This window comes from Ochrobactrum sp. PL_is483 (assembly GCF_055816855.1).
Genome location: NZ_JBVPGS010000039.1, coordinates 194,570 through 207,836, shown reverse-complemented (window position 1 = coordinate 207,836; position 13,267 = coordinate 194,570). Strand labels below are relative to the sequence as shown.

Annotated in this window: 12 protein-coding genes and 1 riboswitch; of the genes, 3 read left to right on the top strand and 9 right to left on the bottom strand. The window is 57.1% G+C overall.

Annotated elements, in window-relative coordinates:
- Nucleotides 1–29: 29 nt before the first annotated feature.
- Nucleotides 30–479 carry a TerB family tellurite resistance protein gene (locus tag AC0TNJ_RS17925; RefSeq protein ID WP_122000516.1) on the bottom strand — a complete coding sequence of 150 codons (450 nt, stop codon included), beginning with the start codon at nt 477–479 and terminating at the stop codon, nt 30–32.
- Between the two features lie 164 nt (nt 480–643).
- Between AC0TNJ_RS17925 and AC0TNJ_RS17920 the strand changes: the two genes are divergently transcribed.
- Nucleotides 644–1,429: a TSUP family transporter gene (locus AC0TNJ_RS17920; RefSeq protein WP_473771894.1), complete on the top strand. Its 786-nt coding sequence runs from the start codon at nt 644–646 to the stop codon at nt 1,427–1,429.
- 99 nt (nt 1,430–1,528) lie between these two features.
- Here the strand turns inward: AC0TNJ_RS17920 and AC0TNJ_RS17915 are convergent, their stop codons facing one another.
- From AC0TNJ_RS17915 to AC0TNJ_RS17880, 8 genes are all read right to left on the bottom strand, one after another.
- Nucleotides 1,529–1,957, bottom strand: coding sequence for an EamA family transporter (locus tag AC0TNJ_RS17915; protein ID WP_122000514.1), 429 nt, complete (start codon nt 1,955–1,957; stop codon nt 1,529–1,531).
- Nucleotides 1,957–2,595: a cob(I)yrinic acid a,c-diamide adenosyltransferase gene (gene cobO / locus AC0TNJ_RS17910; RefSeq protein ID WP_112592424.1), complete on the bottom strand. Its 639-nt coding sequence runs from the start codon at nt 2,593–2,595 to the stop codon at nt 1,957–1,959. Before cobO ends, AC0TNJ_RS17915 begins: the two co-directional genes overlap by 1 nt.
- Nucleotides 2,588–6,367: a cobaltochelatase subunit CobN gene (cobN, locus tag AC0TNJ_RS17905; protein ID WP_473771893.1), complete on the bottom strand. Its 3,780-nt coding sequence runs from the start codon at nt 6,365–6,367 to the stop codon at nt 2,588–2,590. The genes cobO and cobN overlap by 8 nt, the downstream gene beginning before the upstream one ends.
- A complete protein-coding gene (cobW, locus tag AC0TNJ_RS17900) occupies nt 6,367–7,416 on the bottom strand; it encodes a cobalamin biosynthesis protein CobW (RefSeq protein ID WP_473771892.1) in 1,050 nt (349 codons plus the stop codon). Before cobW ends, cobN begins: the two co-directional genes overlap by 1 nt.
- 4 nt (nt 7,417–7,420) lie before the next feature.
- Complete coding sequence (cobU, locus tag AC0TNJ_RS17895) at nt 7,421–7,942, bottom strand: bifunctional adenosylcobinamide kinase/adenosylcobinamide-phosphate guanylyltransferase (protein ID WP_473771891.1); 522 nt, start codon at nt 7,940–7,942, stop codon at nt 7,421–7,423.
- A gap of 5 nt (nt 7,943–7,947) precedes the next feature.
- A complete protein-coding gene (locus tag AC0TNJ_RS17890; RefSeq protein WP_473771890.1) occupies nt 7,948–8,661 on the bottom strand; it encodes a CbtA family protein in 714 nt (237 codons plus the stop codon).
- A gap of 147 nt (nt 8,662–8,808) precedes the next feature.
- Nucleotides 8,809–8,997, bottom strand: coding sequence for a CbtB domain-containing protein (locus AC0TNJ_RS17885; protein WP_473771889.1), 189 nt, complete (start codon nt 8,995–8,997; stop codon nt 8,809–8,811).
- A 51-nt stretch (nt 8,998–9,048) separates the two neighbouring features.
- Nucleotides 9,049–9,284, bottom strand: a riboswitch (cobalamin riboswitch).
- A 49-nt stretch (nt 9,285–9,333) separates the two neighbouring features.
- Nucleotides 9,334–10,785, bottom strand: a complete 1,452-nt coding sequence (locus AC0TNJ_RS17880) for a cobyric acid synthase (protein ID WP_473771888.1) — start codon at nt 10,783–10,785, stop codon at nt 9,334–9,336.
- A 181-nt stretch (nt 10,786–10,966) separates the two neighbouring features.
- Here AC0TNJ_RS17880 and AC0TNJ_RS17875 point away from each other — a divergent pair, with 181 nt between their 5' ends.
- Together AC0TNJ_RS17875 and mmsB are read left to right on the top strand one after the other, a co-directional pair.
- The gene (locus AC0TNJ_RS17875) at nt 10,967–12,124 is read left to right on the top strand and encodes an isobutyryl-CoA dehydrogenase (RefSeq protein ID WP_473771887.1); all 1,158 of its coding nucleotides are present in this window, start codon (nt 10,967–10,969) and stop codon (nt 12,122–12,124) included.
- Between the two features lie 30 nt (nt 12,125–12,154).
- On the top strand, nt 12,155–13,045 hold the full coding sequence (gene mmsB, locus AC0TNJ_RS17870; protein ID WP_473771886.1) for a 3-hydroxyisobutyrate dehydrogenase: 891 nt from the start codon (nt 12,155–12,157) through the stop codon (nt 13,043–13,045).
- Nucleotides 13,046–13,267: the final 222 nt, after the last annotated feature.

The following is a 13,267-nucleotide window of genomic DNA, read 5'->3' as shown; positions in this document are numbered from 1 at the left end:
AACCGGTTCCCACTTTTGGGAGACATGCATTAGAATCCGCAGGGAGATGACTGGCGTGCTTTGTGCAGTTCTTCCGGCTTGACCCCGAGCGTATCGGCAATGCGCTGGATCATTGTTGCTTCGCTACGATCAAGGCGATTATCGGAGCAGGCAATCGTCACGAGGTCACCAAGCAGCGCTAGACGACGCTCCGGCGCCATCTCTGCCAGCATATTGGCGGCTTGCTTGGTTGTCGTCTCGTAAGCAAAATCCTTGAGATATTCCGCGACTTCCGGAAGCTCTTCTGGTGCAATGCCGAAATTCTTTTCGGCAATTTCCTTGAAGGCGGCTATTTCGGCTGGGTGCTGATCGCCATCGGCAAAAACCACATGCAACAGCAAAAGCAATTCAGAAGCGAGCGCCGGATCATCGGCGACGCGTTGCACGGCGCTCTTCCTGCCCAGAAAAGCAGTAATCCGCTCAAAGATGCTTTCGCTCATGGAACCCCTCTAAATTTTCAGCTTGCATATAATGAATAGCGCCGGATGCGCAGGAAAACAATCTCGCTCCGAGGCCCAGCTTTCTTCAATGAGCGTCTTTGTTTGACTGGCGTTCGCGAAGCGGCTGCTCTATGTTGCCCCAACCTCTCCTTTAGGCTCCCCCGATGCTTGAATTTTTTGACACGCTTACCCTGCTCCTCACGGCTGCGGCATTCATTGCCGGAATCATCGATTCCATAGCTGGCGGCGGCGGAATGATTACGATTCCCGCCCTGTTGCTGGCCGGAATACCACCCGTTGAAGCATTGGGTACAAACAAGCTGCAAGGTCTGTTCGGATCGTCGTCGGCGACAATCGCCTATGCACGCAAAGGGCACGTCAACATCAGGGAACAGTGGCCCGAAGCGCTCGCCTCGCTCATTGGTTCGGTATTCGGCGCATTGCTGGCAACCGTTCTGCCCGTGGATATCATGCGCGCAGCCTTGCCGATCCTCCTGATCGCCATCGCCGTCTATTTTGCCGTTAAACCCAGCCTTGGCGATATCGACCGCGCACGCCGCATCGGCCCATTTCTTTTCGGCGTGACGCTCGTTCCGCTGATCGGTTTTTATGACGGACTCTTCGGTCCCGGAACCGGATCGTTCTTCATGCTCGCCTTTGTGGCGCTTGCCGGTTTCGGAGTGTTGAAGGCCACCGCGCATACGAAGCTTCTCAACTGCGCTTCCAATGTCGGCAGTTTTGTAACCTTTGCCCTTGTTGGCACCATCAATTGGAAAATCGGCACCTGCATGGGCATCGCCCAGTTCATCGGCGCACAGATCGGCGCAAGCCTCGCCATGAAGGTCGGCTCACGCATCATCAAACCGCTTCTGGTCGTTGTCAGCCTGGCGCTGGCAATTCGCCTTCTGATGGACGGCACCAACCCGCTGCGCCAGTGGATGGGTTTCTAGAGCATTTCCAGCACAAGTGTGAAACGGTTTTGCGTCGGATAATGCGATGAAACAAATAGTTGGAGCGGTTCCGACGGCTCCGTTTTAAGCGGATCCGCTCTAAACCCGAAGTGCTACCAGCACCACGCCGCAGCCGATAAGCAGAATACCGAACCAGTTGACGGTCGACATGCGCTCGCCAAGAAATGCCGCACCGAACAGCGCCACCAGCACGACCGACAATTTGTCGATCGGCGCGACGCGGGATGCATCACCGATCTGCAAGGCCCGGAAATAGGCAAGCCACGAAGCACCGGTCGCCAGCCCCGAAAGCACCAGAAACAGCCACGATTTCCCGGAAATCTCGCCCGGCTTCTGCCACTGGCCGGTAACGGTCAGGAACAAGCACAGCGCGCCAATAATGACCAGCGTGCGCACAAGCGTCGCGAAATCCGAATTGATGCCTTGAATACCGATCTTGGCGAAGATTGCCGTCAGCGCGGCAAACACTGCCGACATCAGCGCCCAGAACTGCCAGCTATCGATCATCAGAATTCAATGCCCTTCTGCGCCTTCACGCCGGAGCGGAATGGATGCTTGATCATCTCCATTTCGGTCACAAGGTCTGCCGCTTCAATCAGCTCGTCCTTGGCATTGCGCCCGGTAATGATGACGTGCTTCATCTCCGGCTTGGCTTTAAGAACCTCGATCACTTCCTCAACCGGCAGATAATCATAACGAAGAACGATATTCAGCTCGTCGCAAAGCACCATATCGTAGCTTTCATCCATTATCAGCGCCTTGGCCTGTTCCCACGCGCCCCGCGCCATGGCGATATCCCGCGTGCGATCCTGTGTCTCCCAAGTAAAGCCCTCGCCCAGCGCTGAAATCGTCACCTGCTCGGGAAATTTTTCAAGCACCCAACGCTCGCCTGTGTCCCACGAACCCTTGACGAACTGCACGACGCCGATCTTCATACCATGACCCAACGCACGGAAAACCATCCCGAAACCGGCAGTCGATTTGCCCTTGCCCTTGCCGGTATGGACGATCACCAGTCCCTTTTCCTCGGTCTTCGTAGCCTGGATCTTGTCGCGAGCGGCCTTCTTCTTGCGCATCTTGTCCGCATGGCGGGCGTTCAGTTCCTCTTCAGTCATGGACAGAAGTTTTGCAGATTTTTCAGCCATTTGTTCTCTTTCCCGGATTCAAAGTCGCAAGTTGTTCCAGTTCGAACCGCGCCGAATTGGACCGTGGTATCCAGAAGCCCCGCTTGATGGCGTCGTTCAGCTTCGCTGCCGTCTCGGCAAGTGCTGCGGGGTTTTTCTCGGCCATGAAGTCATGCACCAGCCTGTCGGCGATATAAGCCTGATACACCGCCTCGAAGTGGTGATTTCCGACCTTGCCGGTGGTCGCTGCAAAGGCGAACAGATAATCGACCGTAGCCGCTATCTCTGCCGCCCCTTTATAGCCGTGGCGCATCACACCCGCGATCCATTTCGGATTGGCCGCGCGCCCCCGCACGACGCGTGAAAGCTCTTCTTCCAGCGCCCTGATCACCGGCTTTTCCGGGCGGGAATGGTCGTTGTGATAGACCGCAGGCATTGCGCCGCTCAGGCTTTCCACGGTCGCGGCCATTCCGCCTTCGAACTGATAATAGTCATCGCTGTCGAGGAGATCATGTTCGCGGTTGTCCTGATTCTGGACCACCGCCTGAACCGAACGAAGCCTTTCTTCCAAAAGGCCACGCTCGGCCTGCCCTTCCTCACCCGCGCCATAGGCATATCCGCCCCAGACAAGCCAGGCTTCCGCCAGATCGTTGCGCCCGGCCCAGCCATTCTCGTCGATCAGCGCCTGCAAGCCTGCACCATAAGCGCCGGGTTTGGACCCGAAGACACGATAGCCTGCACGGCGCTGTGCCGTCTTCTCGTCTACCCCGTCTGCAACGAGACGCGCTTGCTCTATCCGCATGCGCGCCGCAATCGGATTATCCTCGGCATCCTCATCAAGCTCCCCCACTGCCCGCACAGCCTTGTCGAACAGCGCAATCTGTTCTGGAAACGCATCGCGGAAGAAGCCGGAAATGCGCAATGTCACATCAACCCGCGGACGGCCAAGCTTTGCAATCGGAACAATTTCGTATCCGGTTACCCGGCGTGACGCCATGTCCCAGACCGGCTTCACGCCGATCAGCGCCAGGGCCTGCGCGACGTCATCTCCGCCGGTGCGCATATTCGACGTACCCCACGCGGTCAGGCCGAAAGATGTAGGCCATTCACCATGGTCCTGCGTGTAGCGGGTAATCAGCAGTTCCGCCGATTTACGCCCAAGTTCCCATGCGGCCGGGGTGGGAACGGCGCGACTGTCGGTAGAGAAGAAATTGCGCCCCGTCGGCAGCACATCGGGACGGCCCCGTGTCGGCGCGCCAGACGGTCCGGGCGGCACAAATCGCCCGCCAAGCGCGGCAAGAAACCCGTCTATTTCCGAAGGGCCGCAATTGACCACCATGGGACGCAGATGTTCCTCTATGGATCGCAGCACCGCCCGCGTCTGCGACCAGTCTTCCGGGCATTCCTTTTCGCCCGCAACAAAACTTGCAGCCAGCAGTTCGATACGTTCCACCGTATCGCCTGCTATGCGCCATGTTGCGGGGCTCGCGGCGCGCAGCAGTTCCGGTTTTGGCCCAGTCCATGCCTCGGCCATGTTGCAATCGAGCGGATCGAATGTTTCGCCAAGCCCGCAATCCGAGGCGATTGCCCGCTGGAGACTTTGATCGCCCGGCGCACCGCCAAGTGAAACCGGAACACCGCGCGGCACACGGGCCAGCGCGACCAGAAGATCGGTCAGCAGCCTGCCTTGAGGTGCAAGCCCGAAAATATGCAGCCCGTCGCGTATCTGCATTTCCTTTAGATCGCAGAGATAAGCGTCGAGCTTTTGCAGCGCCATGTCTTCATCGTCGTGGTCGTGAATGCCTGCATCGCGATCCAACCCGATGTCGCGCACGAGATCGAGTATCTGCCCTTTCAGTCTCAGCAGGCGACGCGGATCGACACCGGAGGCTTCGTAATATTCATCCACCAGCGCTTCCAGATCTTTCAGCGGCCCATAACTTTCGGCGCGTGTCAGCGGCGGCGTCAGATGGTCGATGATGACCGCACCGGCACGACGCTTGGCCTGCGTGCCTTCACCGGGGTCATTTACGATGAAAGGATAGATATGCGGTGTGGGACCGAACACGGCCTCGGGATAGCAGTTTTCCGACAGCGCAAGCGCCTTTCCCGGCAGCCACTCCAGATTTCCATGCTTGCCCATATGCACAATGGCATCAATGCCTGCGACCTCGCGCAGAAACGCGTAGAAGGCAATATAGCCGTGCGGTGGCACCAGATCGGGCGAGTGGTAAGTCTCTTTCGGATCGATATTGTAGCCGCGTGCAGGCTGAATACCGACAAAGGTCTCCCCCAGCCGCATCAACGGCAATGCGAAAGCGACAAGTTCCTCGGCAAAATAAGGATCGTTTTCCGGCGGGCCCCAGCGATCTCCAACGTCTTTCTGAATCTCAATGGGAAGTCTTTCGAAGAAAGCCTTGTATTGATTCAGTGAAATCGTTTCGCGTATCTCGCGCCCGTCACGCGCGGCATTGGTCGGGCCTGCCGTCAGGACACGCATCAGCGCATCACCATCCGCTGGCAGGTCAGCGACCGAATAGCCGTCGTTCGCCATCGCATGCAGGACTTCGACAGTTCCGGCTGGAGTATCGAGACCCACGCCATTGCCAAGCCGCCCATCGCGGTTCGGATAATTGGCAAGGATCAGCGCGACACGCCTTTCCTCAGGCGATTTCCGCTTCAACCGCACCCAGTTTGCGGCAAGCTGCGCCACAAAATCCACCCGATTTTCATGCGGTTCGTGGGTAACGATATTCGCTTCCACTGCCGCATCAAACTGCTTTGCAGACTTGAAGGACACCGCGCGCGAAAGTACGCGCCCGTCCACTTCCGGCAAGGCGACATTCATCGCCAGATCACGCGCCAGCAGCCCTTGCTGCGACGATTCCCAGACGGTTTTCGGCGTACCGGAAAAGATGACTTGCAGGACCATATTGCCGCGCTTGTCGAGCACGGTCGGCTTGCGCTCGGCACCTGGTGAAGAAATCGCAAATCCGGTGGCGTTCAAAACGATATCTGGCGGACAATCCTCGAACAGACCGTCGACAACGGCTGCGGACAATCGATCCTTGAGGCTCGAAACGAATATTGGAAGCGGATTGAGGCCCTTGGCCCGCAACGAAGCGATCAGCGCATCGACGGGTTGCGTCTGTCCGCTTTGCACCAGCGCCCGATAAAAAATGATGCCAGCCACAGGTGCCTTTGCATCGCCCCACTGCGTGCGGATGCTGTCCAGCGACGCGACATGCTCTCCCGGCCACCACAGACCGGCCTTCAGCAGAGGTGCGGCACTCTCCGGCTTCTCGGAACCCGCAATCAGTGCAGCGCAGTAGTGAAGAAATGCCCCCGTATTCGCCGCCCCGCCTTCGATCAGATACTGCCAGAGTTCATTTCGTTCTTGGACGGAGATCGTCGAAAAACGGTCCAGCCCAAGATCCGGCTTATCGTCTCCCGGCAATACCGCAATCTTGATACCCTGATTGACCGCGCAGGCATGCAGAGCTTCCAGCCCGTAAGGCCAGTAAGTCTCGCCCCCAATGATGCGCACCACGATCAGCTTTGCGTGCCGCGCGGTGCGCTCCACATAAGCATCAACGGACATCGGATGGGTGAGGCTCAGGAAATTGACCAGCCGCAAGCTTGGCAGCGCAGGCGCAAGCTTGTGCGCCTGCGCCAGACTGGCCAGTTCTGTATCGGCGGCGGAAAGGAACAATATGTCTCCCGGTGTCTGGCCGAGATCGACGGCCTCATTGCCGTCGCTGATTGTTCCTTTCTGGGCAAGCAGGAGATGCATCAGGCGGCGTCTTTCACCGCTTGGGCAATCGCTGCTTCGTCAATATCGTGCAATCCGATGACAACCAGTCGCGTGGAGCGCGTTTCATCCTTGCCCCATGGACGGTCGAAATAATGCTCAATGCGGGGGCCGACCGCCTGCACCACCAGACGCATCGGCTTTCCAGGCACATCGACAAAGCCCTTCAGACGAAGAATGTCATGTTCCGCGATGACCGCTTTTAGCTTTTCCGTGAATAGTTTGGGATCGGCGACAGAACCCGTTTCGACGACAAAACTCTCGAACTCATCATGATCGTGTTCATGTCCATCCGCATGATGGATTTCATGATGCGACTTGCGGTTAGCGATGTCGTCTTCGGTGCCGACACCGAGGCCCAGCAGAACATCGGCTCCAAGCTTGCCAAAGCTTGCAGGAACCATGTTCACCCGGCGCGACGAACGTTCGGCCACATCCGCCTTAACGCTGTCCAGCCTGGAGGCATCGATCAGATCGGCCTTGTTGAGAACAATAAGGTCAGCGGCGTGAATCTGATCCTCAAAAAGTTCCTCCAAGGGGCTTTCATGATCAAGAGATTCATCTGCTGCCCGCTGTGCATCAACCTTGTCATGATCATCGGCAAAACGTCCCTCTGCAACAGCTGCCGCATCGATCACCGTGACCACGCCATCGACCGTCACCTGCGTCTTGATTTCCGGCCAGTTGAAGGCCGCGACCAGCGGCTGCGGCAAGGCAAGGCCGGAAGTTTCGATCACGATATGGTCAGGGCGATCAGCACGATCAAGAAGCTTGGTCATTGTCGGGATGAAATCATCGGCAACAGTGCAGCAGATGCAGCCATTGTTGAGCTCGATCACATCTTCCTCGCGGCATGTCTCGATACCGCAGCCTTTCAGAATACCGCCATCGACACCGAGATCGCCAAACTCGTTGATGATTAATGCAATGCGTTTTCCATTGGCGTTTTCCAACAGGTTGCGGATCATCGTCGTTTTGCCCGATCCGAGAAAACCCGTGATAACGGTTGCGGGAATTTTTTGTCCCTGCATTGATTTATCCCTTCATCTTGAGCGGCAGCCCTGCCGCCATGAAATAAACTTCGTCCACGATCGCAGCCACTGCCTGGTGCAGAAAGCCTGCATGATCGCGAAATTCCCGTGCCATGCGATTTTCCGGCACGATGCCAAGTCCCACCTCGTTTGAAACCAAAACGATAGGCCCGGCGAGGTTTGGCAGCATCGCGACCAGATTTGCCGTCTCTGTCGCTATATCGCGTTCGGCCATCATCAAATTGGTCAGCCACAGGGTCAGGCAATCGACCAGCACGAACCGGTCGGCGGCAGCATGCGATGTGAGTGCGCCGACGAGATCAAGCGGCTCTTCCACAGTCTGCCATTCGGAACCACGCCGGTCGCGATGAATGGCAATGCGGTTTTCCATTTCCTCATCGAAGGCGCGCCCTGTTGCCAGATAAAGCGGCTTGAGCCCCGAGGATTCGATCATTTTCTCGGCATAAGACGACTTACCCGAACGGGCTCCGCCAAGAACCAAAACCAGTTTTCCGGGCGAAGCCATTTTCGTCAGCCTCCAATCTCGGACGATGCATAGTGGTGGATGAACCAGCCAAGCGCGAGACCAATCACCGCCCACATGAAAAGGTTCGTCGCCAGCGAAGCGACCGCGTATTGCGAAGCAAGCAGCGAGGGAACAGGCGACGAAATATCCTCTGGATGCGGAGCACCATAAAGATGCGGCGCCATGATCAGCACCAGCCCCGATATCTTCGCCAAGGTTTCCTGACGCAAAGCGATGAGATAGATACCGAGGCCGCTCAGCACCACGGTTGTAGTCCACCAGAGCTGGCGTTCGACCAGGTCCGCCGCAGGCATTGCCGGCAATTCTGGCGACAGTCCCAACGCAGGCAGAAATGCGACTGTGAAGAAACCCGCAACACCCCAATAGATACCATTCTGCACCGTGATGCGACGTCCGACAAGCAGGGCTAGCCCGCCAAGCAGCAGAGCAAAACCGGCCCCGGCCACGAGATTGGCAAGAATCGTATTGCCCAGCCGTCCAAACGGCAACTCCGCTCCTTCTTCTTCAGCATCTGCAGGAGCGGCACCATGATCGTGAGGCGCAGCTTCCGTCTCGCCATGGCTGTGGCCATCACCAGCCTCTTCGTAGGTTTCGGCCTGCAGGATCAAAGGCACTGTTTTCAGATACATAACAGGCGTGACCAGCAGCCCGGCCAGAAGACCGGCGGCGAGTGTCGCCAACAAATAACGGATCAACATTTCTGTCCCTCAATACGGTTTTCGGAACAAGACACGCATAAAACCAAACAGATAGAACATTTCCAATGATTCAATCAAAACGGGAAATGCTCTAGCCGTGCGCCATCGAGCCTTGTTCAACTTCAATTCCGAAAGATGTCAAACTGCTCAGTGACAGGGAAAACCATAGGAATGGCGCGTGTCATGTGCCGAATCGTGCAGCGTGTCGGAATGGGCAAGCCCTACGCCGTAAATCAGGAACGCGCCGAGGAGCAGTGAAGCGACAGCTGTGCTCAGTCGGGCAGCGAGCGGCATTGCGAGTATGTTGGAAACAGAATCTTGAGTTCGTGCAGCCATGACAACCTCCGTGCAGGCAGCAGGGAAAAACCTCCCATGGGGCTCGGGCTCAATGCCCTCACGCAACAGGCAGGTCTCCTGGCTCGCGGGTCGTGGGGATCGAAGCGACCTTCCCAGAAGCTCTCAGCCTCCAGTGGTTACCGGTTGCCCGGTTTGCTTCTTCCCTCTCCGCTCTACAGTCGCGGGGTCGGCTGCGATAAAGACGCCCGGAATGGGTCCGTCCGTCGCATTCCCTTTTGGTATCGCCGGGATTCGTCCCGACAAAGACCTGTTGCATGACTTTGGACACTAGGCTTTCCCCCTATCGGCGTCAATCGCAGCCGACAATTGGAGACCTTATTTCAAGTCAAACAGCGCATTGATGTTGAGACACGCTTCCAGTCCTTCGGCCAGTTCATCCAGTGCAGCCTCGACTCCAGCTCGATAGTTCACTGAACTGCCATGCACCCCGAGACTGTGCAGAAATTTCCGACGAAATTCGTCCGCATTGAACACGCCATGCAGATAAGTCCCCATGATGCGTCCGTCCGGCGATATGGCTCCATCATCATGCTCGCCAATTCGGGCGAACGACCGTGTCATATCTGGCCCGGTCGTGCGACCGATATGAATTTCATAACCTTCAAGCAGAGTATTATGAAGAAGCGAAGTCGCCCGCACATTGCGGACCACTTTTTCAGGCTCCATAACTGTTTCAATATCGAGGAACCCGAGACCATCGATGCCCCGCGTATCCCCCTCAATACCGGCAGGGTCGCTAATGTGGCGGCCAAGCATCTGGAACCCGCCGCAAATGCCCAACACATGACCACCCCGCTTCACATGGGCAGACAATTGCTGATCCCAGCCATTATCCCGTAACGCCTGCATGTCGGCTATCGTAGATTTTGTGCCTGGCAGCACCACAAGTCCCGCATCCGCAGGCAGACTGGAACCTGGCGGCACCATAACCACTTCCACATCTGGTTCTGCCTTTAGCGGATCGAGATCATCGAAATTGGCGATACGCGGCAACATCGGTACTGCGACGACAAGCGCCTTTTTGTCTCCACGCGCAGCCCGCTCAAGAACGACCGAATCCTCGGCGGGCAACCGCGATACCGCGTTCATCCACGGAACCACTCCAAATGAGCGCCAGCCGGTAAACCGCGTGATTGCTTCAAGACCGTCATCGAAAAGCGAAATATCGCCCCGGAACTTGTTGATCAGAAAACCGCGAACCATGGCGCGGTCTTCTTCCGGCAAAATCGTGTGGGTGCCGACCAGAGAGGCAATCACGCCGCCTCTGTCTATATCACCGACGAGAACAACAGGGACACCAGCCTGTGTCGCAAATCCCATATTGGCAATGTCGCCCGCGCGAAGGTTGATTTCAGCGGGCGACCCCGCACCTTCCACCAGCACAATATCTGCGCATTCGCTGACTCGGGCGAATGATTCCATGACCGCAGCCATGAGCTGCGGTTTCAACTCCTGATAATAACGCCCACGCGCTTCGCCCCGCATCTGACCCTGAACAATAACCTGGCTGCCCATATCCGTCTGCGGCTTCAGCAGAACCGGATTCATATGCACCGAGGACGGCACGCCACAAGCCAGCGCCTGCAGCCATTGAGCACGACCGATCTCACCCCCGTCATCGCTGACAGCGGCATTGTTTGACATGTTCTGCGGCTTGAACGGGCGTACCTTCAGTCCACGATTGCGCGCAAGGCGGCAAAGCCCGGCGACAAGAACACTCTTGCCAACGTCTGAACCGGTTCCCTGAAACATGATTGCGCGTGCCATGGACTGCTGCGTAGCTTAATCTGATCCCGCTGGCAACGGGACCCCGACCGGTACGCGTCTATGCAAAAATGCGCATCAGTTTATTACAGATGTGAGCAACATTATTCCACTGGAACGTTGGCAGCATCTTGCTCTTATGCTCTAGTCGGACCATGAAAGCGGTGCTCATAGGGAGGAAACCATGGATGCTGCCGACCAGAACCAGTTCGAACTGAACGAAGAACAGCTTGCCATTCAGGATATGGCGCGCGCCTTCGCCAGCGATCGCGTCGCCCCTGATGCATTGCAATGGGATCGCGACAAGCATTTCCCGGTGGACATCCTGCGTGAAACCGGGCCGCTCGGCATGGGCGGTATTTATGTGCGGGAAGACGTCGGCGGATCGGCGCTGAAACGGCTTGATGCAGTGCTTATCTTCGAGGCTCTTGCCACGGCTTGCCCGACATTTTCGGCTTTCCTGTCCATTCATAACATGGCTGCGTGGATGATCGACGCTTTCGGCGACGAGGACCAGCGCCAGCGCCTCCTGCCGCAACTGACCTCGATGAACTGGCTGGCGAGCTACTGCCTCACGGAACCCGGCTCCGGTTCCGACGCGGCGGCACTCAAGACCCGAGCCGTGCGCGATGGCGACCATTATATTGTCAACGGCGCGAAGCAGTTCATTTCCGGTGCCGGTGCGACTGATGTCTATGTCACGATGGTGCGTACCGGCGAGGACGGTCCGAAAGGCATTTCCACGCTTGTTGTGCCTAAAGATGCACCGGGCCTGTCTTTCGGTGCCAACGAGCATAAAATGGGCTGGAACGCCCAGCCGACCCGCACGGTCATTTTTGACAACTGCCGTGTACCGGTTGAGAATCGCCTCGGCGAGGAAGGCGTCGGCTTCAAGATCGCGATGGCCGGCCTCGACGGCGGGCGCCTCAATATTGCCGCCTGTTCGCTAGGCGGCGCGCAAGCCGCAACCACCAAGGCGCTGGAATATAGCGCCGAGCGCAAGGCTTTCGGGCAAACGCTTGATCGCTTTCAGGCGTTGCAGTTCCGCCTGGCCGACATGGAAACGGAACTGGCCGCTTCGCGCATGCTTCTTTATACGGCCGCCAGCAAGCTCGACCGCAAGACCCACGACGCCGGCAAATGGTCGGCCATGGCCAAACGCTTCGTGACCGATACCGGCTTCAACGTCGCAAACGAAGCCCTCCAGCTTCTGGGTGGTTACGGCTATCTTCACGATTATGGCGTGGAGAAACTGGTGCGAGACCTGCGCGTTCATCAAATTCTTGAAGGCACCAACGAAATCATGCGCGTTATCATCGCCCGTCACATGATCGGTCGTTAAAGCGCAACAATCAGCAAGGGAGGTTTTGTCATGGCCACAATCGCATTTATCGGCCTCGGCAATATGGGCGGCCCGATGGCTGCCAATCTGGTCAAGGCCGGTCATAAGGTGCTGGGCTTCGATCTGTTGCCGCAGCATCTGGAAGAAGCAAAGGCCAACGGCCTCGAAATTGCAGCAAGCGCGGCAGAAGCAGTCACCGACGTGGATGCGGTCATAACGATGCTGCCCGCAGGCAAGCATGTTATCTCGGTTTATGAAGACATTGCGCCCAAGGCCCGAAAGGGTTCGCTTTTTATCGATTGTTCGACAATCGACGTCGATTCGGCTCGCAAGGCGCATGAACTGGCAGCCGCTCATGGCCACCTTTCCATCGATGCGCCTGTTTCGGGCGGCACGGGCGGTGCTTCTGCGGGCACATTGACTTTCATGGCCGGGGGCAGTGACGATGCTTTCAAGCGCGGAGAGCCTATCCTGCAACCCATGGCCGGGAAAATCGTCCATTGCGGCGGCGACGGCGCGGGACAAGCGGCGAAGATATGCAACAACATGATCCTCGGCATATCGATGATTGGAGTGAGCGAAGCCTTCGTGCTCGCTGAAAAACTCGGCCTGTCCCATCAGGCACTTTTCGACGTGGCCTCAACCTCTTCGGGACAATGCTGGTCGCTGACAACCTATTGCCCGGTTCCCGGTCCGGTTCCCACATCGCCCGCAAATCGTGACTATAAGCCCGGCTTTGCTGCTGCTTTGATGCTGAAAGACCTTAAACTTTCACAGGAAGCAGCCAAAAGCGCCGGTGCCGAAACTCCTCTCGGTGCGCATGCGCAGGACCTGTACAGTCTTTTTGACGGCGAAGGGCACGGCGGCGAAGATTTCTCTGGCATTATCAATTACCTTCGTTCTAAATCCGCCGCGAAGTAAATAATTTTCCATGCAAAAAACTTGCATTGTTTAGAATTGCTTAAGCCTCTGATAACCGTACGGTAACGATGTTGAGCTAAAAAGGAGCACGAGACGGATCAAACCGCTCTCGGCTCCGGATCTGGTACTGCGTACCGGAGCTCTGTATATCCCGCCAGTGTACCGTTCGGCGGAGATGCCATGCGTAATTGGCAAAACCGTGCACCTCTGGCAGCGCGGTTT